The sequence below is a fragment of the Janthinobacterium sp. OK676 genome, from assembly GCF_900103595.1.
Lineage (GTDB): Bacteria > Pseudomonadota > Gammaproteobacteria > Burkholderiales > Burkholderiaceae_D > Janthinobacterium.
This window is the reverse complement of record NZ_FNHA01000006.1, coordinates 1-22,345: the sequence shown is the minus strand read 5'-3', so window position 1 is coordinate 22,345 and position 22,345 is coordinate 1. Positions and strand designations below refer to the sequence as shown.

General features: G+C 63.1%; 19 protein-coding genes and 1 other RNA gene. 11 read left to right on the top strand and 9 right to left on the bottom strand.

What is annotated here, in order from left to right; genetic code table 11:
- Nucleotides 1-11 precede the first annotated feature (11 nt).
- The 5 genes from BLU39_RS13340 (at nucleotide 12) to BLU39_RS13320 (ending at nucleotide 2,265) form a co-directional block, all read left to right on the top strand.
- Nucleotides 12-758: a hypothetical protein gene (locus tag BLU39_RS13340; protein ID WP_092713707.1), complete on the top strand. Its 747-nt coding sequence runs from the start codon at nucleotides 12-14 to the stop codon at nucleotides 756-758.
- 156 nt (nucleotides 759-914) lie between these two features.
- A complete protein-coding gene (locus BLU39_RS13335) occupies nucleotides 915-1,178 on the top strand; it encodes a DUF904 domain-containing protein (RefSeq protein WP_092713705.1) in 264 nt (87 codons plus the stop codon).
- Nucleotides 1,178-1,489, top strand: a complete 312-nt coding sequence (locus BLU39_RS13330) for a cell division protein ZapA (protein WP_034747344.1) — start codon at nucleotides 1,178-1,180, stop codon at nucleotides 1,487-1,489. Before BLU39_RS13335 ends, BLU39_RS13330 begins: the two co-directional genes overlap by 1 nt.
- Before the next feature lie 54 nt (nucleotides 1,490-1,543).
- Nucleotides 1,544-1,721: non-coding RNA, 6S RNA (gene ssrS / locus BLU39_RS13325), on the top strand.
- A 79-nt stretch (nucleotides 1,722-1,800) separates the two neighbouring features.
- Nucleotides 1,801-2,265: an EVE domain-containing protein gene (locus BLU39_RS13320; protein ID WP_092713703.1), complete on the top strand. Its 465-nt coding sequence runs from the start codon at nucleotides 1,801-1,803 to the stop codon at nucleotides 2,263-2,265.
- Here BLU39_RS13320 and BLU39_RS13315 read toward each other — a convergent pair.
- The 3 genes from BLU39_RS13315 to BLU39_RS13305 all read right to left on the bottom strand — a co-directional run bounded on the left by BLU39_RS13315 (nucleotide 2,262) and on the right by BLU39_RS13305 (nucleotide 5,732).
- Nucleotides 2,262-3,758: a GGDEF domain-containing protein gene (locus BLU39_RS13315; protein ID WP_092713701.1), complete on the bottom strand. Its 1,497-nt coding sequence runs from the start codon at nucleotides 3,756-3,758 to the stop codon at nucleotides 2,262-2,264. The two genes, BLU39_RS13320 and BLU39_RS13315, sit on opposite strands and share 4 nt — an antisense overlap.
- A 153-nt stretch (nucleotides 3,759-3,911) precedes the next feature.
- Nucleotides 3,912-4,742, bottom strand: coding sequence for a prolipoprotein diacylglyceryl transferase (gene lgt, locus BLU39_RS13310; RefSeq protein ID WP_092713699.1), 831 nt, complete (start codon nucleotides 4,740-4,742; stop codon nucleotides 3,912-3,914).
- Nucleotides 4,743-4,805: 63 nt separating this feature from the next.
- Nucleotides 4,806-5,732: a LysR family transcriptional regulator gene (locus tag BLU39_RS13305; protein ID WP_092713697.1), complete on the bottom strand. Its 927-nt coding sequence runs from the start codon at nucleotides 5,730-5,732 to the stop codon at nucleotides 4,806-4,808.
- A 165-nt stretch (nucleotides 5,733-5,897) separates the two neighbouring features.
- On the opposite strand from BLU39_RS13305, the gene ilvD reads away from it, so the two are divergent.
- On the top strand, nucleotides 5,898-7,763 hold the full coding sequence (gene ilvD, locus BLU39_RS13300) for a dihydroxy-acid dehydratase (protein WP_092713695.1): 1,866 nt from the start codon (nucleotides 5,898-5,900) through the stop codon (nucleotides 7,761-7,763).
- A gap of 223 nt (nucleotides 7,764-7,986) precedes the next feature.
- Nucleotides 7,987-8,298 carry a c-type cytochrome gene (locus BLU39_RS13295; RefSeq protein ID WP_092713693.1) on the top strand — a complete coding sequence of 104 codons (312 nt, stop codon included), beginning with the start codon at nucleotides 7,987-7,989 and terminating at the stop codon, nucleotides 8,296-8,298.
- Between the two features lie 21 nt (nucleotides 8,299-8,319).
- Here BLU39_RS13295 and BLU39_RS13290 read toward each other — a convergent pair whose 3' ends face one another.
- Nucleotides 8,320-9,321, bottom strand: coding sequence for an NAD-dependent epimerase/dehydratase family protein (locus BLU39_RS13290; RefSeq protein WP_092713691.1), 1,002 nt, complete (start codon nucleotides 9,319-9,321; stop codon nucleotides 8,320-8,322).
- Between the two features lie 91 nt (nucleotides 9,322-9,412).
- On the opposite strand from BLU39_RS13290, the gene BLU39_RS13285 reads away from it, so the two are divergent.
- Nucleotides 9,413-10,315 (top strand): LysR family transcriptional regulator, encoded by a 903-nt coding sequence (locus tag BLU39_RS13285; RefSeq protein WP_092713689.1) that lies wholly within the window; start codon nucleotides 9,413-9,415, stop codon nucleotides 10,313-10,315.
- 91 nt (nucleotides 10,316-10,406) lie between these two features.
- Here BLU39_RS13285 and BLU39_RS13280 read toward each other — a convergent pair whose 3' ends face one another.
- The 5 genes from BLU39_RS13280 to folD form a co-directional block, all read right to left on the bottom strand.
- Complete coding sequence (locus BLU39_RS13280; protein WP_092713687.1) at nucleotides 10,407-11,549, bottom strand: branched-chain amino acid ABC transporter substrate-binding protein; 1,143 nt, start codon at nucleotides 11,547-11,549, stop codon at nucleotides 10,407-10,409.
- 310 nt (nucleotides 11,550-11,859) lie between these two features.
- Complete coding sequence (locus BLU39_RS13275; RefSeq protein WP_092713684.1) at nucleotides 11,860-12,231, bottom strand: hypothetical protein; 372 nt, start codon at nucleotides 12,229-12,231, stop codon at nucleotides 11,860-11,862.
- Entirely contained in the window at nucleotides 12,228-12,653 is a 426-nt protein-coding gene (locus BLU39_RS13270; protein WP_092714176.1) for a DNA polymerase III subunit chi, read from the bottom strand. The genes BLU39_RS13275 and BLU39_RS13270 overlap by 4 nt, the downstream gene beginning before the upstream one ends.
- A 5-nt stretch (nucleotides 12,654-12,658) precedes the next feature.
- Nucleotides 12,659-14,740 carry a M3 family metallopeptidase gene (locus BLU39_RS13265; RefSeq protein WP_175539313.1) on the bottom strand — a complete coding sequence of 694 codons (2,082 nt, stop codon included), beginning with the start codon at nucleotides 14,738-14,740 and terminating at the stop codon, nucleotides 12,659-12,661.
- Nucleotides 14,741-14,774: 34 nt separating this feature from the next.
- The gene (gene folD, locus BLU39_RS13260) at nucleotides 14,775-15,620 is read right to left on the bottom strand and encodes a bifunctional methylenetetrahydrofolate dehydrogenase/methenyltetrahydrofolate cyclohydrolase FolD (protein WP_034747393.1); all 846 of its coding nucleotides are present in this window, start codon (nucleotides 15,618-15,620) and stop codon (nucleotides 14,775-14,777) included.
- A gap of 530 nt (nucleotides 15,621-16,150) precedes the next feature.
- Between folD and aceE the strand changes: the two genes are divergently transcribed.
- From aceE to lpdA, 3 genes are all read left to right on the top strand, one after another.
- Complete coding sequence (gene aceE / locus BLU39_RS13255) at nucleotides 16,151-18,847, top strand: pyruvate dehydrogenase (acetyl-transferring), homodimeric type (RefSeq protein ID WP_092713680.1); 2,697 nt, start codon at nucleotides 16,151-16,153, stop codon at nucleotides 18,845-18,847.
- 94 nt (nucleotides 18,848-18,941) lie between these two features.
- Nucleotides 18,942-20,606: a dihydrolipoyllysine-residue acetyltransferase gene (gene aceF, locus BLU39_RS13250; protein ID WP_092713678.1), complete on the top strand. Its 1,665-nt coding sequence runs from the start codon at nucleotides 18,942-18,944 to the stop codon at nucleotides 20,604-20,606.
- 10 nt (nucleotides 20,607-20,616) lie between these two features.
- On the top strand, nucleotides 20,617-22,345 hold a 1,729-nt coding region (lpdA, locus tag BLU39_RS13245; RefSeq protein WP_092713676.1), incomplete at its 3' end, for a dihydrolipoyl dehydrogenase.

The window sequence follows — 22,345 nt, the reverse complement described above, 5'->3', positions numbered from 1 at the left end:
GCTCACTCATCATGCCATCGACTCTTTCCCGTCCCGCCCTGCGCCTGCTGGGCGCCGCCGTCCTCGGTTTCGCCTGCCTGGGCAATGCCGCCGCGCAAACGCCCACCATCGCCGACGAGATCACCGTGGCCACCCTGACGCCGCAGCAAAAGGAAATGCTGCTTAACGAGCTGTTCAAGGACTTGAACAAGGATGACGACGACCAGGAAGCGCACGTGTGGGACAACGGCGGCGAGCGCGGCGTGATGGTCAAAGTCAGCTATAACTTCAGCAACTCGGGCATGACGGAACACAGCCTGAAGGCGCACGTGTGCCGCGACCTGACATTCGTCGTCACGGCGGCTGGTAAAACGCAGGACTTGAGCCGGCGCACCTGTTCGCAGAGCAGCGGCCGCTGGGACGTGCAGGGCAAGGACCCGGCGCCCGTCGTGTATCCGCCTTTCCTGTCCGACGTGACGGTGGCCAAGCTGAATGCCAAAGAGCAGGCAGCGCTGCTGAAGGCGGCCGTGCGCACCCTGAAGGATGAAGAGGATGGCAAGAGCCGCCAGTGGAGCAACAAGGGCTTGGGCAATGCGCAGCCGCTGGCAGTGCGCCTGACGCCCTCGGGCACGGACGCCAAACCCGGCAGCTACAGCCGTACTTGCCGCGATTTGACGATGGTGCTTGACGGCAAGGGCGGACAACAGACCTTGACGCGCCGCTCTTGCGAAAACCGCTATGGCGGACTCGATATCGAAGCCGATTACGTCGACGAGTAAAACGCTGCCATCGCGGCGCCCGCAGATGCGCGCAGTTGGCGAAAAGCGCCGGAAAAAGTGTGTATTGTCCGCCAACTGCCCTGCATTGATGTAAATATGTGTGACAGCGGCGTGATTCGATTGACGCCCATGGAGCGTCCGCCCTATAGTGGCGGAATGATTTCCGAATTCAACGAATTATCCGACAAAATAGGCCTGCTGGCCGAAATGACCCATGCGCTGCGCCGTGAAAACGCGCAACTGCGCAAGGATAACGCCGCCCTGTCCGCCGAAAACGCCCTGTACGTGCAACGCATGCGCGAGGCGCAGGAGCGGGTGGAAGCCTTGCTGGAAAAAATTCCCGAACTGGTGCAAGCGGGCCTGGAGCAAGCCGCTTCGGAAGCGGGTGCCTATATTGCCGAGAACGAGAAGGAAGCGTAATGCCGCGTGTCGATGTCAATATCATGGGCCAGTCCTACAGCATGGTGTGCCGCGACGGCGAAGAGCGCGCGCTGCGCGAAGCGGCGATCTATCTCGATAGCAAAATGAAAGCCATCCGCGACGCGGGCAAGGTCAAGGGCAACGACCGCATCGCCGTGCTGGCCGCCCTGGGCGTGGCCGCGGAGTTCCTCTCCGTGAAGTCGCCGCAAGGTCCGCTGTCCGAATTGACGATCCTGGAAGTGAAGCAGAAAATCTCGGCCATGCACACGGTATTGGATAGCGCTTTGACGCCCCAGGAAAACCTTTTTTAAGCGTGCACGCGACGATTTGTCTTTGCGATGCGCGATCAAAGGAGTAAACTTGGGTCTACCCTGCGGTGTTCGCGATTGCCATATATTCCTTGAACCATTTATGCGCATCGGTTGCGAATTTTGTTTGATGGGAGTGAGCGTCGCTCGTTCGACGAACCCGAAATTGAACTAACGTGACCACCTTGAACCGTTTGGTTCGGGATGCCGGCATAGCGGCACAGGCGGGGCCCAATTTGAAAGAAAACGAAAAACGGTTGCAGCATCGATGCGCAACCGTTTTTTTACGTCTGTCGCTTTGATACGGAGTCTGCATGAAACAATACTGGCTGATGAAATCCGAACCCGATGAAGTGAGCATCGACGACCTGATGGCCGCGCCCCGGCACACCATGCCGTGGTTCGGCGTGCGCAACTACCAGGCGCGCAACTTCATGCGCGATGGCATGCAGCCGGGCGATGGCGTGCTGTTCTATCACTCGAGCTGCCCGCAGCCGGGCGTGGCGGGCGTGGCCGAAGTGGCCAGCGGCGCCTATCCCGATCACAGTCAGTTTGAAGCGGGCGGCAAATACTTCGACCCGAAGGCCACGCAGGAACAGCCGCGCTGGATCAGCGTCGACGTGCGGGGCCTGAAGAAGACGGCGCTGCTGCCCCTGTCCGAAATGCGCCAGATGCCGGAACTGGAAGACATGCTGCTGTTGAAGAAGGGCAGCCGGCTGTCGATCACGCCCGTGACGCCGGCGCAATGGAAAGTGATTACCAATAAGCTGAAAGGCTAGCCCTCGACCCGGTTGCGGCCATTCTGCTTGGCCCGGTACAGGGCCTGATCGGCGGCGGCCAGCAATTGTTCCGGCGTCTGTCCTCCATCATTCAAGGCCAGGCCGATGCTGGCCGTCACGAGGCCGCCGCGCGACGGCGCGTGGACGATGGCGGCGGCGGCGATCGCTTCCTGCATCTTGTGCGCCACGGCCAGCGCGCCCGCGTGGTCGGTGGCGGGCAGGATGGCGGCAAATTCCTCGCCGCCGAAGCGGGCAGCCAGGTCGCTGGCGCGCGGCAGCGCCGAGTGCAGGGCGGCCGCGATCCGCACCAGGCAGGCGTCGCCATACGGGTGGCCGAAGGTGTCGTTGAGGCTTTTGAAGAAATCGATATCGATGATCAGCAGCGCCAGCCCTTGATGGTTGCGCGCGGCGCGCTGCCATTCCAGCTGCAGGGTCTGGTCGAAGCAGCGCCGGTTGGCGATGCCCGTCAAGCCGTCCGTCAGCGACAGCTTTTCCAGTTTGTCATGCGCGGCGCGCAAGGCCAGTTCGCTTTGCATGTAGCGGCTTTGCAGGGTGGCCGAGCGCAATGCGTGGACCAGCAGCGCGACGAACAGCGACGCCGCCGCCAGGTAGAAATGCGCGCGCATGACGTCAAAGCCCAGGCCCAGCAGGGCGGCCGTAAAGAAGATGGGGCTGAAATTGTCGATCAGCAGGGTCAGCTTTTGCGGGGCTTGCTGCGCCCGGGCGCTTTCCGGCCCGGACCGCGCCGCCGGGCCGCCCTTGGACAGCAGCACCAGCAGCAGGAACGGCAGGCTCGGCAGTACTTCGCTCCACGCTTGCGTCACGCCATGCAAGGTCAGATAGTTATACGCGGCAGCGCAGCCCGCATAGCACCACAAGAACACCGTCAGCAGCAGGTAAAAGCGGCCTTGCCCGCCATCGCGGCGGTGCGCCAGCAGGCGCAGCGAAGCGCAACAGGCCAGGGCCAGGTTTTCCACGTTGTAGGTCAGCACCAGCAGGCTGGCGGGAATCGGCGCGATCGAGCGCTGGTCGAAGGGCGACACGGAAAAGATGGCCGTATAGGCCAGGTAAGTCGCCAGCAGCACTTGCACGGCGTCCAGCCATTGCAGCGTGCGCGAGGGATGCTCGTGCGTCACGGACGACATGGCCAGCAGCAGGGGCGCGCCATACATGAAATAGGCGAAATCGGAAAAATACGTGGCGTCGGACGCCACCTGTCCGCTCAGATCCTGCCAGGCCGACAATATCATGCCCGTGCTCCAGAACAGCATGGCCACGGCGAACAGGGCCCAGCCCGTCCTGGCGGCGCCCGCCGCGCTCATATAGGCGCAGCGGCAACAGGCGGCCAGCGCCAGCAAGGGAGCCAGAATGTTGAACGCATAGCTGACCCAGGGGGCGCGCGTTCCTGCCCAGGCCGTCAAGGCCAGCTGCGCCAGCACATAGCAGGCGCCCAGCGCAATCGAGTACGTCAGTTTTTGTCCGACAGGCAGCATGGCAAGGCACTCCCCGGTGGCGGCATGAAAACGATGATACCGAGATGTCAACAGCAAGTCTATTCCACTAGGAAATTTTATTGCGTTGAAGGAAATGTTGCGGAAGGAGGTAGTGGCGCACCTGTCTGGCGCGCCACCGGGGGAACAGCGGTGTTACGTGTTGGCCGGGCGGGCCTTGGTGGGCGGCGTGCCCATCACCTGGCTTTTGTACGCCCACACCAGCAGGGCGATGGCGCCGACGATCATCGGCAGGGACAGCATCTGGCCCGACGTGATCGGCACGCCCAGCCACACGACTTCCCAGTCCGGCGTGCGGAAGTATTCGGTGAAGAAGCGCGCGCAGCCGTACAGCAGGGTAAACATGGCGCCCACGGCCATGCGCGGGCGCTGCTTGCGCGCAAACAGCCACAGGATGATGAACACCAAAATGCCGTCGACCAGCATCTGGTAGATCGGCGACGGGTGCACGGGATACGGAATGCCGGGCCACTGCATGGCCCACGGCAGGGTTTCCGGCGCGATGCGGCCCGGCAGTTCGGCATTGATGAAGTTGCCCAGGCGGCCGGCCGCGTAGCCGAGCGGCACCAGCGGCGCGATGAAGTCGAGCACGTCGAACAGGTTGCGGCCCGCCTTGCGGCTCCACAGGTACATGGCCAGGATGACGCCGAGGAAGCCGCCATGGAAGGACATGCCGCCATGCCAGACCATGAAGATCTCGAGCGGATTGTGCATGAAGTATTCGGGACGGTAGAACAGTACTTCGCCCAGGCGCCCGCCGATCACCACGCCCAGCATGCCGTAGAACAGCATGTCATCGAGGTCTTCCTTCTTCCAGCCCAGTACGGCGATGTGCGGCTGCTTGATGCGCACTCTGCCCAGGATAATGAACAGGGCAAAGGCCAGCACGTACATCAGGCCGTACCAGTGCACGGCGAGCGGGCCGATCTGGATGGCTATCGGGTCGGGCATCGGGTGTATCAGCATGGGGTTTCTTTCTTTGTTTAAAGCCAAGGTTGCGTAGTATGGGGGCGGCTGCGGTTTTTTGTCTTAGCGGCCACTTAATTTATTGCGCTGGGTGCCTATCTGCTTGCGCAGCAGCGCCAAAAAACCTTGCAGCACGGCGGACGGATTGTCGCGGCGCCAGGCCAGGCCCGTTTCCACCAGCGGCGTGGCGTCCTGCAGCGGCCTGTATTCTACGCCCGGGCGCATCAGATTCGATACCGATTGTGGCACAAGCGCGATGCCCATGCCAGCCGAGACGAGGCTGACGATGGTCTGCATCTGTATCGCTTCCTGGCCGATCTGCGGCGTGATGCCGGCCGCGCGGAACACGCCGAGGATGGCGTCGTGCAGGGCGGGAGAAATGGCGCGCGGAAAAATGATCAAGGGCAGGGGCGGCACGTCGCGCAGGCGCACGGGGCCCGGCGCGGTCAATATGTCGAGGCCTGAGGGCGCGGCCAGCACCAGCGGTTCGGCCAGCACGGGCAGGTAGTCGAGTTCCCCTTTCGCCTTCTCGGGCAGGGGCGGGATCAGCAGGCCCGCATCCGTGCGCCCGGCCAGCAGTTCGTCGAGCTGCAGGTCGGACGTGGCTTCCTGCAGGGCGATCTGCACTTGCGGATAGGCCGCCTGGTAAGCGCGCAGCAGGGGCGGCAGCACGCTGTAGTCGGCCGACGAGACAAACGCCAGGCTCAGACGCCCCGCCTCGCCCTGCGCGGCCCGCCGCACCAGCGCGGGTAAATCCAGTGCCTGCGCCAGCAGCCGGCGCGCCTCGGGCAGCAGGGCCGTGCCGGCCGGCGTCAGCTGCACCTCGCGGCGCGTGCGCACGAACAGGGGCGCGCCCAGCAGTTCTTCCAGGGCCATGATGGTTTGCGACAGGGGCGGCTGCGTCATGTGCAGGCGCGCGGCGGCGCGGCCGAAGTGCAGCTCTTCGGCGACGGTGACGAAATAGCGCAGCTGGCGCAGTTCCAGGTTCATATGCGTTTCCATGTGGAATAACTGCTGTGATATCCAAATCGAATCACAGACACGTGCATCATATATTTGACAGTGGGGCGCGCGCAAGGCAATCTGGCGTACCCCCATGCAGGGTTTTACTGCAGACCCGCACAGTCAGGCACCAACACTTTTGGAAGGTCCATCATGCCGCAATACCGCTCCCGCACCACCACCCACGGCCGCAACATGGCTGGCGCCCGCGCCCTGTGGCGCGCCACCGGCATGAAGGACGGCGACTTCGACAAGCCGATCATCGCCGTCGTCAACTCGTTCACCCAGTTCGTGCCCGGCCACGTGCACCTGAAGGACCTGGGCCAGATGGTGGCGCGCGAAATCGAAAAGGCCGGCGGCGTGGCCAAGGAATTCAACACCATCGCCGTCGATGACGGCATCGCCATGGGCCACGGCGGCATGCTGTATTCGCTGCCCTCGCGCGACCTGATCGCCGACTCCGTCGAATACATGGTCAACGCCCACTGCGCCGACGCCATGGTCTGCATCTCGAACTGCGACAAGATCACGCCGGGCATGCTGATGGCCGCCATGCGCATCAATATCCCCGTCGTCTTCATCTCGGGCGGCCCGATGGAAGCGGGCAAGGTCGTCAAGGTCGTCAACGGCAGCCAGAAGATCATCAAGCTGGACCTGGTCGACGCCATGATCAAGGCGGGCGACAGCAGCGTGTCCGACGCCGACGTGGCGGAAATCGAACGCTCGGCCTGTCCTACCTGCGGTTCCTGCTCCGGCATGTTTACGGCCAACTCGATGAATTGCCTGACCGAAGCGCTGGGCCTGGCCCTGCCCGGCAACGGCACCATCCTGGCCACGCACTCGGACCGCCAGCAGCTGTTCCTGCGCGCGGGCCGTTTGATCGTGGAACTGGCCAAGCGCCACTACGAGCAGGATGATTATTCGGTGCTGCCACGCTCGATCGCCACCAAGGCCGCGTTTGAAAACGCGATGGCGCTCGACGTCTCCATGGGCGGCTCGACCAACACCGTGCTGCACTTGCTGGCCGCCGCGCACGAGGCGGAAGTGGAATTCACGATGGCCGACATCGACCGCATCTCGCGCAAGGTACCGTGCCTGTGCAAGGTGGCGCCGATGACGGACAAATACCATATCGAAGACGTGCACCGCGCGGGCGGCATCGTGGGCATCCTGGGCGAACTGGCGCGCGCCGGCCTGCTCAACACCACTCTGCCGACCATCCATGCGCCGACCCTGGCCGACGCCATCGCGCAAAACGACATCAAGTGCACGGACGACCCTGCCGTGCACGAACTGTTCCGCGCCGCCCCGGGCGGCGTGCCGACGCAGACGGCGTTCTCGCAGTCGGAGCGTTTCGCGGCCGTCGACACGGACCGCAGCACGGGCTGCATCCGCGACAAGGCCCACGCCTACTCGCAGGATGGCGGCCTGGCTGTCTTGTACGGCAACCTGGCCGAAAAGGGCTGCATCGTCAAGACGGCCGGCGTCGATGAAAGCATCCTGAAATTCTCGGGCAAGGCACGCGTGTTCGAAAGCCAGGATTCCGCTGTGGAAGCGATTCTGGCCGATACCGTGCACGAAGGCGACGTCGTCATCATCCGCTACGAAGGCCCGAAAGGCGGCCCCGGCATGCAGGAAATGCTGTACCCGACTTCGTACATCAAGTCCAAGGGCCTGGGCAAGGCGTGCGCGCTGTTCACGGACGGGCGCTTCTCGGGCGGTTCCTCGGGCCTGGTGATCGGCCATGCTTCGCCGGAAGCGGCCGAAGGCGGCGCCATCGGCCTGGTGGAAGAGGGCGATTTCATCGACATCGATATCCCCGAGCGCCGTATCAACCTGCGCGTGACGGATGCGGAACTGGCCGCGCGCCGCGCCGCCATGGAAGCGAAGGGCGACGCGGCCTGGTTGCCCGTCAACCGCGACCGTTATGTCTCGCAGGCGCTGCAGGCGTATGCGGCCCTGACGACGTCGGCCGACCGGGGCGCCGTGCGCGACTTGTCGCAATTGAAGAAGCGCTGATCTGTTGCGCAAGTAAGACAGCCGGTCCCGTTTGACTATGCGGGGCCGGCTGTCGTTACATCGCCTTACAAACAACATGGTCATGGACGCGCAGATGGGGCAGAATATGAATGCCTAATCGTTACTACATTGCGTTACTACATTGAAACGCTTGATCTGGGCTCGTGGTGCATCTGCGGAAACACAGTAAAATGCCGCAGGAAGTAACTTTGGAGAAAAGACAATGAAACGTTTTATGTTGGTGAGTGTATTGACCGTATCGGCTCTGGCATCGCAAGCAGCGTTGGCCAATCCGGACCTGGCGAAGGCAAAAAACTGCATGGCTTGCCACGCGGTGAGCACGAAACTGGTGGGTCCTGCGTATAAAGACGTGGCGGCCAAGTATGCCGGTCAAAAGGATGCGGAAGCCAAGCTCGTGGCGAAAGTCATGAAGGGCGGTTCCGGCACCTGGGGTGCGATCCCGATGCCAGCGAACCCGCAAGTGAGCGAGGCGGAAGCCCACACCCTGGTTAAATGGGTACTGGCACAGAAATAATCTGTGCCGCAGCACCTGCAATTAGCGCGCCGGCAATCCCGGCGCGTTTTTTTTGCCCGCTGCCTTATGCAGGTTGCCCATGCCCTGCAACGTCGCCCGCACCGCTTCGTCCAGCGGCGTATGCGGTTCCTGGCCCAGCACGGCCAGCAGCCGTGTATTGTCCATGGACAGGGGCGTTTTCCACAGATAGCGCATCTCGCGCATTTCGCGCAGGGTCGCCACGAACGGCGACGCCAGCGTCACCAGCCACCACGGGAAACGCCGGATGGCGGGCGCAGCTCCTGTTGCCTGCTCCACCACGCGGGCAATCGCGCCCGTCATTTGCCGGCCATCGTCGTCCCAGTGCCCTGCCATGTGAAAGCGCGCAAACGCGGGCAAGCTGGCGCGTACGGCCAGCAATTGCACCATCGTGCGCGCCACGTCGGGCAGGTAGGACCACTGGTGGCCCACGCCGGGCGCGCCCGGATACAGCACGCTGCGCACGCGCTGGCCCGGTTTCACGAGGCCCTGCGCAAACCAGTTATTGCCGGCGCGGGGGCCGAAGAAGTCGCCCGCGCGCACGATGATGACCCTGGCGCCCTGCGTGGCGGTCCGTTCCAGCCGCGCTTCCAGTTCCACGCGGATGGCGCCCTTGCGCGTTTGCGGGCGCTGCGGCGCGTCTTCCGCCAGTACGGGAAAGGCGTCGGGACCGAAGTTGTACACGGTACCGGGCAGCACGATGGTGGCGTTTTCGGCAATCGCCGCGGCGATGGTGTTGTCGAGCATGGGCAGCACCAGCTGGCTCCAGTTCCGGTAGCCGGGAGGGTTGACGGCGTGCACGATGACGGCGCAGCCCTTGGCTGCCGCCAGCACGTCCGCGCGCGACAGGGCGTCGCCGCGCAGCCACTCGACGTTATCGCCGCGTGGCGACGGCGTTGCTCCCCGCGTCAAGGCGCGCACCTGCCAGCCTGCCGCCAAGAGCTGGCGCACCATCTCGCCGCCGATGCCGCCCGTGGCGCCCAGTACCAATGCTGTTTTGTCCATATTGTCCTCCGTGTGGTTGATTGAGCCAGTATCTGCCGCGCAGGGCTAATTGGGAATTGACTAGCATCGTCCACAGGCTATACATTTATGTATGACTACCTCGATTGCCTGGGAATACTACCGTTCGCTGCTGGCCGTGCTCAAGCACGGTTCACTGTCCGGCGCGGCACGCGCGCTGGCCATCACGCAACCGACCGTCGGCCGGCATATCGCCGCGCTCGAGCAGGCGCTGGGCGCGACCCTGTTCACGCGCTCCCAGCTGGGCTTGCTACCGACGGAAGTGGCCCTGGCGCTGCGGCCCCATGCGGAAACCATGGAACATACGGCCGCCCTGATGGAACGCGCCGCCAGCGGCCAGGGGCAGGGCGTTGCCGGTGTCGTGCGCATCGCGGCAAGCGAGGTGGTGGGCGTGGAGGTGCTGCCGCCCATACTGGCGCGCCTGCGCGCACGCCATCCGGGCCTGGTCATTGAATTGGTGCTGAGCAACAAGGTGCAGGATTTGCTGCGCCGGGAAGCGGACATCGCCGTGCGCATGCTGCGTCCGCGCCAGGAGCAGCTGGTGGCGCGCAAGGTGGGCGAGATCGAGCTGGGCCTGCATGCGCACGCGGATTACCTGGCGCGCCATGGCGCGCCTTTGGCATTGGGCGATCTGGCGCAGCATGCCGTCATCGGCTACGATGAGGCGAGTCCCTTCGTGCGCAATGCGGGCGCCGCTTTCAACGGATTTACGCGGGAAAATTTTGCCTGGCGCTGCGACAGCGACCTGGCGCAACTGGCCCTGATACGGGCAGGCGCCGGCATCGGCGTATGCCAGGCGGGGCTGGCGGCGCGCGATCCGGCCCTGCGGCGCGTATTGCCGCAAGCGTTTTCGCTGCCGATGGAAACCTGGGTCACCATGCATGAAGACTTGCGCGGCAGCCTGCGCTGCCGCGCCACCTTCGACGCGCTGGCCGAAGGTTTGCAGGCTTACGTGGCAGGACAGCAAGAACCGTAGCGAGCGGATGTGAGTTGTGGCTGAGAAGCGGAGCTGTGCGAATGCACAGTGAGCATCGCAGGCCGCAAATCGCGCCGCGCAGTAGGTTCTATTATTTGACCACTTCCATCTTGGTTTTCTTGCCGTCCCGATAGGTGAACAAGGTCAGCGCGCCATCCTTGATGTCACCGTTGGCGTCGAACGAGATCGGGCCCGTCACGCCCTGGTAGTGCACCTTGGCCAGGAACGGCAGGTAGACGGACGGTTTCGACGACTTCGCATCCTGCATGGCGGTGGCCATGGTCATCACGGCATCGTAGACGTATGGCGCGTACAGCTGCACGTCCATATTGTATTTCTGCTTGTAGCGGGCGCGGAAATCGTCCATGCCTTTTTGCTGCGCGCCCGTCACGCCGCCCGCTTCCGCGCAGGTGACCATGTTTTCGCCCACGGCGTCGCCGGCCAGCTTGCCCAGCGGCTCCGTGCACAGGCCGTCGCCGCCCATGAACTTGGCCTTGATGCCGAGCGCCTTCATCTGGCGCAGCATGGGGCCGCCCACGGAATCCATGCCGCCAAAGAAGATCAGGTCGGGATTTTTCGACTTGATGCTGGTCAGGATGGCGTTGAAGTCCGTCGCGTTAGCATTGGTAAATTCCTTGCCGACGATTTGCACGCCAGGCGCCGCCTTCTTGGCGCCCTTGACGAACTGTTCGGCCACGCCCTGGCCGTAGGCCGTACGGTCATCGATGACGGCGATTTTCTTCGCCTGCAGCTTGCCCACGGCATACGCGCCCAAAGTTCCCCCCAGCTTGTTGTCATTGGCCACGACGCGGAAGGCCGTGTTGAATTTTTGCTGGGTATAGGTCGGGTTGGTGGCGGCCGGCGAAATCTGCGGAATGCCGGCATTGAAGTAAATGCGCGAGGCGGGAATCGTCGTGCCCGAGTTCAGGTGGCCGATGACACCGTTGACCTTGGCGTCGACCAGCTTCTGCGCCACGGCCGTGCCCTGCTTGGGGTCGGCTGCGTCATCTTCGGGCACCAGCACGAATTTCACGGCCTTGCCGTCGATCTTGAAGCCTTTGGCGTTCAAATCCTCGATGGCCATATTGGCCGCGTTCTCGTTATCCTTGCCCAGGTGGGAGCTGGCGCCAGAGACCGGGGCGACGTGGCCTATCTTGATGATTTCCTGTGCGCCCGCATGGCCGGCAAAGGCGAGGGCGATGGCGAGTGGAAGGACTTTGGTCTTGAGCAGCATAAACATTCTCCAATGGATAAAGATACGGCGGCGTCTCGTGAAAACCGCTTCGACAGGCGGTACGTGTGAAGAACGGTACAACAAAAAACAGGCGGCGCAAAGCCGCTTTTGGGGCTTTTTGCATTTTGTCGCAACAATCACCAAAGTGAGGCGCGATGCACCGATTTCGCAGGCGCGAGCGCACCAAAGAATGGCGTTGGAGGGAAGAATAGGGTAGGTCGGGTAGGTCGGAAATGCTGGGGTCAGACCCGTCGGGTCTGACCCCGGATTTTTGCCGGTGGGTGCAATGGTGCCAACGGCAGACGTGCAGTTACTGCGCGGGTGGGTGCAAATGTCCCAGTTCATGACTGACCGCATGCGCCACGATCTGCTCCAGCGACTGCTGCAAGTCTTCGCGCAAGGCGCCGCGCATGCCGATCAGGGCGTTTTGCAGGGCCGTTTGCAGGACATGGGCGATGCGCTCTTCCAGCAGATGGTCGATCTTGCCCTGCACCTGATGCAGGATGCGCTGCGTCAGTCGCTGTTCGATGGCGTCCCAGTCGGGCTGCGCCACCGCAGGCGGCAACGCCGGCGCTTCCTCGACGGCAGGCTCAGCCGCAGTTGGCACCGCTTCCGCCACTTCCGGCCCCAGCAACACCTCCGTCAGCAGGGGGATGCCCTGGTCGAATGGCTGCTGGCTCATGTCTTGCCTGCCACGAAGTGGGTCGGCTGCACGTTCTGCTGGCGGTAGTGCAGGAAGCGCTGGCGGCCCGCCTGCGCATCTTGCTCATCCATGGAAACGATCTCGAAGACGCGCTGGAATTGCGCGTAGTTGGCGGGCGGCAACTGCGACAGGTTGACGAGGATGTCGTGGTGCGGCAGCTCGGCCGTTTCGTCATCGGTCAGGATGATGGGCGTTTGCGCCGCCAGCGGATCGCCGGCCAGCACGTGCGGCAGGAAATCCGTGGCGGAAATGGTCCACATGGCGCTGTTCAAGGCGTCGAGCTGGGCGCTGTCGGCCACCAGCACGACCACCTTGTTGCCAGCCATATAGGCCTTGCGTGCCAGGCGGCAGGCATAGGCCAGCTTGTCCGGCACGTTGCTGTGAAAATCGACGCGGCTCATGGCGATCAAGCGGCCATGCCGCTGTGGCGCAGCAGGGCGTCGATGCTCGGCTCGCGGCCGCGGAAGGCCGTGAACGATTCCAGTGCGGGGCGCGAGCCGCCGACGGACAGAATTTCTTCCAGGTAACGCTTGCCTGCCGCCGTGATGGCGGACGGTCCCAGCGCCTTGGCTTCCTCGAAAGCTGCATAGGCGTCGGCGGACAGCACCTCGGCCCACTTGTAGCTGTAGTAGCCGGCCGCGTAGCCGCCGGCGAAGATGTGCCCGAAGGCATTCTGGAAGCGGTTGAACGGGGGCGGGATGAGCAGCGAAAACTTGGCGCGCACGCCGTCGATCAACTGCTGCACGCTCTGGCCCGTGGCCGCGTCGTAGTCATAGTGCAGATGCATGTCGAGCAGGGAGAACTCCACCTGGCGCAGGGTTTGCAAGCCGGACTGGAAATTCTTGGCCGCCAGCATCTTGTCGTACAGCGCGCGCGGCAGCGGCTCGCCCGTGACGGCATGCGCCGTCATGTGTTCGAGCACTTCCCATTCCCAGCAGAAGTTTTCCATGAATTGCGACGGCAGTTCGACGGCATCCCATTCGACGCCGGCGATGCCCGACACGCCCAGTTCGTCGACGACGGTCAGCATATGGTGCAGGCCGTGGCCGAATTCGTGGAACAGGGTGATCACTTCATCGTGCGTGAACAGGGCAGGCTGGACTTGGCCAGCCACCACGGCCGGTTCCGTGAAATTGCAGGTCAGGTAGGCGATCGGCGTTTGCACGTGTTGCGCGTCGGCGCGGCGGCCGCGCGCGTCGTCCATCCAGGCGCCGCCGCTTTTGCCCGCGCGCGCATACAGGTCCAGGTAAAACTGGCCCACCAGCTGGCCGTCGCGCTCGATGCGGTAAAAACGCACGTCCTTGTGCCAGACGGGCGCCGCATCGGGCTTGATGTCGACGTTGAACAGGTTCTGGATCTGGCGGAACAGGCCGTCGATCACCTTGTGCTCAGGGAAATACTGTTTGACTTCCTGGGCCGAGAACGCATAGCGGCGCTCCTGCAGCTTTTCGGAGGCGTAAGGCACGTCCCACGCCTGCAGCTCGGCGATACCCAGTTCTTCGCGGGCGAATTGTTTCAGTTCGGCCAGGTCCTTTTCGGCGAACGGACGCGCGCGCTTGGCCAGGTCTTCCAGGAAAGCGATGACTTGCGCGGGCGAAGTGGCCATCTTGGAGACGAGCGACACTTCGGCGAAATTGGCGTAGCCCAGCAGTTGTGCCTCTTCGTTGCGCAGCCGCAACAAGGTGACGATGTTTTGCGTATTGTCCCAGTCCTCTTTCTTGCTGAAGACCTCGCCCTGGTCCGACGCCTTGGTGGCGTTGGCGCGGTAGATGGTTTCGCGCAGCGCGCGATTGTCGGCAAATTGCAGGATCGGGTAGTAGGACGGGAAGTGCAGCGAGAATTCATAGCCCTGCTTGCCCGCTTTTTCGGCGGCGGCGCGCGCGGCGGCCTTCACGTCGTCCGGCAGGCCGGCCAGGTCAAGCTCGTTCTCGACCAGCAGCTTGTAGTCATTGGTGGCGTCGAGCACGTTTTCGGAAAAACGCGTAGCGACGGCCGCGTGCTCTTCCTGGATGGCGCCGAAGCGCTCTTTCTTGTCCTCAGGCAACTCGGCGCCACCGAGGCGGAAGTCGCGCACGGCATTGTCGACGATGCGGCGGCGGGCCGGCGACAGGCTGGCGAAAGCGGGGCTGGCCTGCAATTGCTTGTATTTGCCAAACAGGATTTCGTTCTGGCCCAGTTCGGTCCAGAATTCCGTCACCTTGGGCAGGTTGGCATTGTAGGCGGCGCGCAGCTCCGGCGTATCGATCACGCTATTCAAATGGTTGACGATGCTCCAGGCGCGGCCCAGGGTTTCGGCGATTTGGTCCTGGGGCGCGACGAAGTTTTCCCAGCTCACTACTTCCACGGGCGCTTCCAGCTGCGCCACCGTGGCGCGCGCCTGGGCCAAAAGGGTATCGATGGCAGGCGTGACATGCTCGTGCGTGATCGCGTCGAAGCGTGGCAGGCCGGAAAAATCAAGCAGGGGATTGGTATTCATCGTCGGTTCCATATATAAAAGGGCGGTCATGCCGCCCCGGTGATTCTTAAATCCGCTCGGCGGCCTCGACCGTGTTCATGAGCAACATAGTAATCGTCATCGGACCCACGCCACCCGGTACGGGGGTGATGTGGGAGGCGACTTCCTTCACGCCGGCAAAATCCACGTCGCCGCACAGCTTGCCTTCATCGTCGCGGTTCATGCCCACGTCGATGACGATGGCGCCCGGCTTGACCATGTCGGCCGTCAGGGTGTTGCGGCGGCCGACGGCGGCCACGACCACGTCCGCCTGGCGCGTGTACAGGCCCAGGTCCGGGGTCGCACTATGGCAGATGGTGACGGTAGCGTTCGCTTGCAAGAGCAGCAGGGCCATCGGCTTGCCGACGGTGTTGCTGCGGCCGATGACGACGGCGTGCTTGCCGCGCAAGTCCACGCCCGTGCTTTCGATCAGTTTCATGCAGCCGTATGGCGTGCACGGGCGGAAGCCGGGCAAGCCCGTCATCAGTTCGCCGGCGCTCAGGACCGAATAGCCATCCACGTCTTTCGTCGTGGCGATCGCTTCGATGACCTTGTGCGGGTTGATGTGTTTTGGCAGCGGCATTTGCACGAGGATGCCGTGGATGGCCGGGTCGGTATTCAGGCTGGCGATACGCGCCAGCAAGTCCGCTTCGGACAGGTCCGCTTCATATTTTTCCAGCACCGAGTGGAAACCCACGTCGCCGCACGCCTTGACCTTGTTGCGGACGTACACCTGGCTGGCCGGGTCTTCGCCGACGAGTATCACGGCCAGGCCGGGCTGGGTGCCCTTGGCCGTGAGGGCGGCGGCGCGCGTGGCGATCTCGCTGCGCAGTTTTTGGGAGAGGGCGATTCCGTCGATCAGTTGTGCTGGCATGGTAGGAGGCTGTGTGGGAGGGAAAAGACAGATTATAAAGCCGGGCGGCGCAAAGGGGCGGTTTTGGCTATGCAAAGGCGTGACAACAGCGGGCCAGGGACGCGGGCCTGAGAAAATGCCGATGGCGGCGTTGCAGCTCCTTGCCGTACTGGCGTACTGTCTGCGTCGCTGCGCCTTGCCCTCGACGTTTTTCAGGCCCGCTTGGCCCGAAGTGCCTGGGCGGGCGACTGGGGCGTTAATGCGTTTTGCTCGTGTGCTGGTGGCGTAGGGAGCGCAAGGGCCTGGGGGGTTTTTGGGTGCCGTTTTTGGCACTTTGATCACCCTAATTTCCAGGCAGAATTTGCGGCAGTGCAGCATAAATTTCATAGGGCAATTTCATAATACGAAACGCTATATCGTAATTTGAAAAATAGTAAATACGCTGTTAGAATCCCCACACTAAACCGACTTAATAGTAAATAATCAGCGAAATACCGTCCGACAGCGATCCGGAAAATCGGGGTGGGGCGTTCACAAAGGAGACTCAACAGATGTCAGCTCAACTGAACCAGGTAACGACACAGATCGGCACCGACCCGGATATGCAGGAAACCAAGGAGTGGCTGGACGCACTCGAAGCCGTTCTGGAAAATGAAGGTCCGGAACGCGCGCATTACCTGATGGAGCGCATGGTTGACCTGGCCCGCCGCCGCGGCGCCCAGATCCCGTTCTCCAGCACCACCGCCTACGTCAACACCATCCCCACCAAGCAAGAAGCACACTGTCCCGGCAACCTGGAATACGAAGAGCGCCTGCGTTCGTGGATGCGCTGGAATGCCATGGCCATGGTCGTCAAGGCCAACCGCGCCGACGGCGATCTGGGCGGCCACTTGTCCTCGTTCGCTTCGCTGGCGAACATGCTGGGCATCGGTTTCAACCATTTCTGGCACGCGCCGACGGCCGACCACGGCGGCGACCTGCTGTACATCCAGGGCCACTCCTCGCCCGGCGTCTACGCGCGCGCCTTCCTCGAAGGCCGTTTGAGCGAAGAGCAAATGCTGAACTTCCGCAAGGAAGTCGACGGCAAGGGCCTGTCCTCGTACCCGCATCCTAAATTGATGCCTGACTTCTGGCAGTTCCCGACCGTGTCGATGGGCCTGGGCCCGCACATGGCGATCTACCAGGCGCGCTTCCTGAAATACCTGCACGCACGCGGCATCGCGAAAACCGACAACCGCAAGATCTGGGCCTTCTGCGGCGACGGCGAGATGGACGAGCCGGAATCCCTGGGCGCAATCGGCCTGGCCGCACGCGACATGCTCGACAACCTGGTCATCGTGGTCAACTGCAACCTGCAGCGCCTGGACGGCCCGGTACGCGGCAACACCAAGATCATCCAGGAGCTGGAAGGCGAATTCCGCGGCGCCGGCTGGAACGTCGTCAAGGTCATCTGGGGCCCGGGCTGGGACGCCCTGCTGGCACAAGACAAGGAAGGCATTCTGCAGCGCGTGATGATGGAAACCGTCGACGGCGAATACCAGAACTACAAGGCCAAAGACGGCGCCTACGTGCGCAAGCACTTCTTCGGCAAGCATCCGAAGCTGCTGGAAATGGTTGCCAACATGACGGACGACGACATCTGGCGCCTGACCCGTGGCGGCCACGATCCGCACAAGATCTACGCGGCCTTCAAGATCGCCCAGGAACACAAGGGCCAGCCGACCGTCCTGCTGGTGAAAACCATCAAGGGCTACGGCATGGGCAAGTCCGGCGAAGCGCGCAACACGGCGCACCAGACGAAAAAACTGGACGACGAAGCCATCCGCGAAATGCGCGACCGCTTCTCGCTGCCTATTCCTGACGACAAGCTGGCCGACATCCCGTTCTTCAAGCCAGCCGACGACGCGCCGGAAATGGTCTACCTGCACGAGCGCCGCAAGGCCTTGGGTGGCTACCTGCCGCAGCGCCGCCGGAAAGCGGAAGAAACCCTGCCGGTGCCTGGCCTGGACGCGTTCAAGAACGTGCTCGAAGCCACGCCTGAAGGCCGTGAAATCTCGACCACGCAAGCGTTCGTGCGCGTCATTTCGACCCTGCTGAAAGACCCGAACCTGGGCCAGCGCGTCGTGCCTATCCTGGTCGATGAATCGCGTACCTTCGGCATGGAAGGCCTGTTCCGCCAGATCGGCATCTACAACCCGAAAGGCCAGTTGTACGAGCCGGTCGACAAGGACCAGGTCATGTACTACCGCGAAGACAAGGCCGGCCAGATCCTGCAAGAGGGCATCAACGAAGCGGGTGGCATGAGCTCGTGGATCGCCGCGGCGACGTCGTATTCGACCAACGACCGCATCATGATCCCGTTCTACACCTTCTACTCGATGTTCGGCTTCCAGCGCATCGGCGACCAGGTATGGGCTTCGGCCGACATGCGTGCCCGCGGCTTCCTGATGGGCGGCACGGCTGGCCGTACGACCCTGAACGGCGAAGGCTTGCAGCACGAAGATGGCCACAGCCATATCTTCGCCGCGACCATCCCGACCTGCATGCCGTACGATCCGACCTTCAGCCATGAAGTCGCCGTCATCATCCAGGACGGCCTGCGCCGCATGATCGCCAACCAGGAAGATGTGTTCTACTACATCACGATCATGAACGAGAACTACGCCCAGCCAGGCATCAAGCCAGGCCAGGAAGAAGGTATCCTGAAAGGCATGTACAAGCTGCAGGAAGGTCCGGCGGACGCCAAGCTGCGCGTACAGCTGATCGGTTGCGGCACCATCCTGCGCGAATCGATCTTCGCCGCCGAATTGCTTGCCAACGACTGGGGCGTGGCTGCGGACGTGTGGTCGGCGCCGTCGCTGACCCTGGTGGCCCGCGATGGTCAGGATGCGGAACGCTGGAACATGGTCAACCCGTCGAAAGAGCAGCGCGTGCCTTACGTGACGTCGCTGATGCAGGACACGGATGGCCCGATCGTCGCCACGACCGACTACATGCGCGCGTTTGCAGAACAGATCCGCGCCTTCATGCCGAAGGGCCGCACTTATAAAGTGCTCGGTACCGATGGCTTTGGCCGCTCGGACAGCCGCGCCAAGCTGCGCGAGTTCTTCGAAGTGAACCGTTATTATGTCACCGTGGCCGCGCTCAAATCGCTGGCTGACGAAGGCAAGATCGACGTGTCGGTGGTGGAGCAGGCGATTGCCAAGTACGGCATCGACGCGAACAAACCGAATCCGGTGACCCAGTAATCGTTGTGCGGACCCGATGATGCCAGGGCGGTGCGAAAGTGCCGCCCTGGCGTGTGTGCGGGTCCATCTGACAAATAAAATAACGGAGCAAGCTATGAGCATTGTGGAAGTCAAAGTCCCGGATATCGGCGATTTCAAGGAAGTCGAGATCATTGAACTGATGGTCAAGCCAGGCGATACGGTCAAGGTCGACCAGTCCCTGATCACGGTCGAATCGGACAAGGCCAGCATGGAAATTCCATCGAGCCACGCCGGTGTCGTCAAGGAATTGAAAGTCAACGTGGGCGACAAGATCGCCGAAGGTTCGCTGGTCCTGCTGCTGGAAGTGGCGGACGACGCCTCGGCGCCTGCGCCTGCCGCTGCCACCCCTGCACCGGCTGCTGAAGCTGCACCTGCCGCCGCTCCTGCGGCCGCGCCAGCACCTGCCGCCCCTGCCGGCGCGCCGGCCCTGGTCGAAGTGACCGTGCCCGATATCGGCGACTTCAAGGAAGTCGAAGTCATCGAACTGATGGTCAAGGTCGGCGACAGCATCAAGGTCGACCAGTCGCTGCTGACGGTTGAATCGGACAAGGCCAGCATGGAAATCCCGTCGAGCCACGCCGGTATCGTCAAGGAATTGAAAGTCAAGGTCGGCGACAAGGTTGCCAAGGGTTCGCTGGTGCTGGTCGTGGAAACGACGGGCGCCGCTGCTCCTGCCGCACCTGCAGCTGCCGCACCGGCACCCGCCGCGCAAGCTGCCGCCGCGCCAGCCGCCGCCGTCGCTTCGGCGCCGGTCGCTGCCCCGGCACCGGCTCCTGCCGCCGCGCCTGCCGTCAACGGCAAGCTGGCGCACGCGTCGCCATCGATCCGCAAGTTCGCGCGCGAACTGGGCGTGGACCTGGCCCGCGTGGGCGGTTCCGGTCCGAAGGGCCGCATCACCCAGGAAGACGTGCAGAACTTCGTCAAGGGCGTGATGTCGGGCGCCGTCGCCGCGCCAAATGCGCCCGTCGCCGCCAAAGGCGGTTCGGGCGTGGGCCTGGATCTGCTGCCATGGCCGTCGCTGGACTTCAGCAAGTTCGGCACGACCGAATTGCTGCCGCTGTCGCGCATCAAGAAGATCTCGGGTCCGAATTTGCACCGCAACTGGGTCATGATCCCGCACGTCACGCAGTTCGACGAAGCGGACGTGACGGACCTGGAAGCGTTCCGCGTCGACACCAACGCGGCCAATGCGAAGAACAAGGATGCGGCCAAGCTGACCATGCTGGCCTTCGTCATCAAGGCTTCCGTCGCCGCGCTGAAGAAATTCCCCGCGTTTAACGCTTCGCTCGACGCCAAGGGCGAAAACCTGATCCTCAAGCAGTACTACAACATCGGCTTCGCTGCCGACACGCCGAACGGCCTGGTGGTCCCCGTGATCAAGGGCGCGGACCAGAAGTCGGTCTCGCAGATCGCCCGCGAAATGACGGAACTGTCGCTGCAGGCGCGCGAAGGCAAGCTGAAACCGGCCGACATGCAGGGTGCCAGCTTCACGATCTCGTCCCTGGGCGGCATCGGCGGCACGCATTTCACGCCTATCGTCAATGCGCCGGAAGTGGCGATCCTGGGTCTGTCGAAAGCCTCGATCAAGCCGGTATGGGATGGCAAGGCCTTCCAACCACGTTTGATGATGGGCACCTCGCTGTCCTACGACCACCGCGTGGTCGATGGCGCGATGGGCGCGCGATTCTCCGTGTACCTCGGCGAAGTCCTGGCCGACATGCGCAAAATTCTGCTGTAAGGAGCGATTGATGAGCACAGTAGAGGTAAAAGTACCGAATATCGGCGACTTCAAGGAAGTCGAAGTCATCGAGCTGATGGTCAAGGTCGGCGACACCATCAAGGTGGACCAGTCCCTGGTCACGGTCGAATCGGACAAGGCCAGCATGGAGATTCCATCGACCCACGCCGGCGTCGTCAAGGAAGTCAAGGTCAAGGTCGGCGACAAGATCGCCGAAGGCAGCGCGCTGCTGGTGGTGGAAGCACTTGACGGCGCTGCCGCTCCCGCAGCCGCACCGGCGGCCGCTGCTGCACCTGCGGCGGCACCGGCTCCTGCCGCGGCGGCACCAGCTGCAGCCGTTGCCGCCATCCCGGCCGGCAATTACAGCGGCCAGGTCGACATCGACGTCGACATGATGGTGCTGGGCGGCGGTCCTGGCGGTTATTCGGCGGCGTTCCGCGCGGCCGACCTGGGCATGTCGACGGTCATCGTCGAGCGCTACGCCACCCTGGGCGGCGTGTGCCTGAACGTGGGCTGCATCCCGTCGAAGGCGCTGCTGCACGTCGCTTCCGTCATCGATGAAACGGCGCACATGTCCAACACGGGCGTGACGTTTGCCAAGCCGACGATCGACATCGACCAGGTACGCAAGTACAAGGAAGGCGTGATCTCGAACATGACGGGCGGTCTGGCCGGCATGGCCAAGGCGCGCAAGACGCAAGTCGTCACGGGCGTGGGCCAGTTCCTGTCCGCGAACCACATCGAAGTGACGGCAGGCGACGGCTCGAAAAAAATCGTGCAGTTCAAGCAAGCCATCATCGCGGCCGGTTCGTCCGTGGTGAAACTGCCCTTCGTGCCGGAAGACCCGCGCATCGTCGATTCGACGGGCGCGCTGGAATTGCGCCAGATCCCGAAACGCATGCTGGTCATCGGCGGCGGCATCATCGGCCTGGAAATGGCGACCGTCTATTCCACGTTCGGCGCGCGCATCGACGTGGTCGAAATGATGGATGGCCTGATGCAGGGCGCGGACCGCGACGCCGTCAAGGTGTGGCAGAAGTTCAACGAGAAGCGCTTCGACAACATCATGACCAAGACCAAGACTGTCGCGGTGGAAGCGCTGCCGGAAGGCATCAAGGTCACGTTTGAAGCTGCCGAAGCAGGTGCCACGGCCCCGGCGCCGCAAGTCTACGACCTGGTATTGGTGGCCGTGGGCCGCAGCCCGAATGGCAGGAAGCTGGCCGCCGACAAGGCCGGCGTGCAAGTGACGGATCGCGGCTTCATCAACGTCGACAGCCAGATGCGCACCAACGTGCCGAACATCTTCGCCATCGGCGATCTGGTGGGCCAGCCGATGCTGGCGCACAAGGCCGTGCATGAAGCCCACGTGGCGGCGGAAGCTGCCGCCGGCCAGAAGTCGCACTTCGACGTCAAGGTGATTCCATCGGTCGCCTACACGGATCCGGAAGTGGCATGGGCCGGCATCACGGAAGACGAAGCGAAAGCCAAGGGCATCAAGGTCGAGAAGGGCCACTTCCCTTGGGCAGCTTCGGGCCGCGCCGTGGCCAACGGTCGCGCCGAGGGCTTCACCAAGCTGCTGTTCGACGCTGAGACGCACCGCATCATCGGCGGCACCATCGTCGGCACGCATGCGGGCGACATGATCGGCGAAATCGCCCTGGCCATCGAAATGGGCTGCGACGGCACCGACATCGGCAAGACCATCCATCCGCATCCGACCCTGGGCGAATCGATCGGTA

Bases quoted from the DNA above. Each gene is read 5' to 3' on its own strand.
- BLU39_RS13340 (WP_092713707.1), top strand. From the start codon at position 12: ATGCCATCGACTCTTTCCCGTCCCGCCCTGCGCCTGCTGGGCGCCGCC.
- BLU39_RS13335 (WP_092713705.1), top strand. From the start codon at position 915: ATGATTTCCGAATTCAACGAATTATCCGACAAAATAGGCCTGCTGGCC.
- BLU39_RS13330 (WP_034747344.1), top strand. From the start codon at position 1,178: ATGCCGCGTGTCGATGTCAATATCATGGGCCAGTCCTACAGCATGGTG.
- BLU39_RS13320 (WP_092713703.1), top strand. From the start codon at position 1,801: ATGAAACAATACTGGCTGATGAAATCCGAACCCGATGAAGTGAGCATC.
- BLU39_RS13315 (WP_092713701.1), bottom strand. From the start codon at position 3,758: ATGCTGCCTGTCGGACAAAAACTGACGTACTCGATTGCGCTGGGCGCC.
- lgt (WP_092713699.1), bottom strand. From the start codon at position 4,742: ATGCTGATACACCCGATGCCCGACCCGATAGCCATCCAGATCGGCCCG.
- BLU39_RS13305 (WP_092713697.1), bottom strand. From the start codon at position 5,732: ATGAACCTGGAACTGCGCCAGCTGCGCTATTTCGTCACCGTCGCCGAA.
- ilvD (WP_092713695.1), top strand. From the start codon at position 5,898: ATGCCGCAATACCGCTCCCGCACCACCACCCACGGCCGCAACATGGCT.
- BLU39_RS13295 (WP_092713693.1), top strand. From the start codon at position 7,987: ATGAAACGTTTTATGTTGGTGAGTGTATTGACCGTATCGGCTCTGGCA.
- BLU39_RS13290 (WP_092713691.1), bottom strand. From the start codon at position 9,321: ATGGACAAAACAGCATTGGTACTGGGCGCCACGGGCGGCATCGGCGGC.
- BLU39_RS13285 (WP_092713689.1), top strand. From the start codon at position 9,413: ATGACTACCTCGATTGCCTGGGAATACTACCGTTCGCTGCTGGCCGTG.
- BLU39_RS13280 (WP_092713687.1), bottom strand. From the start codon at position 11,549: ATGCTGCTCAAGACCAAAGTCCTTCCACTCGCCATCGCCCTCGCCTTT.
- BLU39_RS13275 (WP_092713684.1), bottom strand. From the start codon at position 12,231: ATGAGCCAGCAGCCATTCGACCAGGGCATCCCCCTGCTGACGGAGGTG.
- BLU39_RS13270 (WP_092714176.1), bottom strand. From the start codon at position 12,653: ATGAGCCGCGTCGATTTTCACAGCAACGTGCCGGACAAGCTGGCCTAT.
- BLU39_RS13265 (WP_175539313.1), bottom strand. From the start codon at position 14,740: ATGGAACCGACGATGAATACCAATCCCCTGCTTGATTTTTCCGGCCTG.
- folD (WP_034747393.1), bottom strand. From the start codon at position 15,620: ATGCCAGCACAACTGATCGACGGAATCGCCCTCTCCCAAAAACTGCGC.
- aceE (WP_092713680.1), top strand. From the start codon at position 16,151: ATGTCAGCTCAACTGAACCAGGTAACGACACAGATCGGCACCGACCCG.
- aceF (WP_092713678.1), top strand. From the start codon at position 18,942: ATGAGCATTGTGGAAGTCAAAGTCCCGGATATCGGCGATTTCAAGGAA.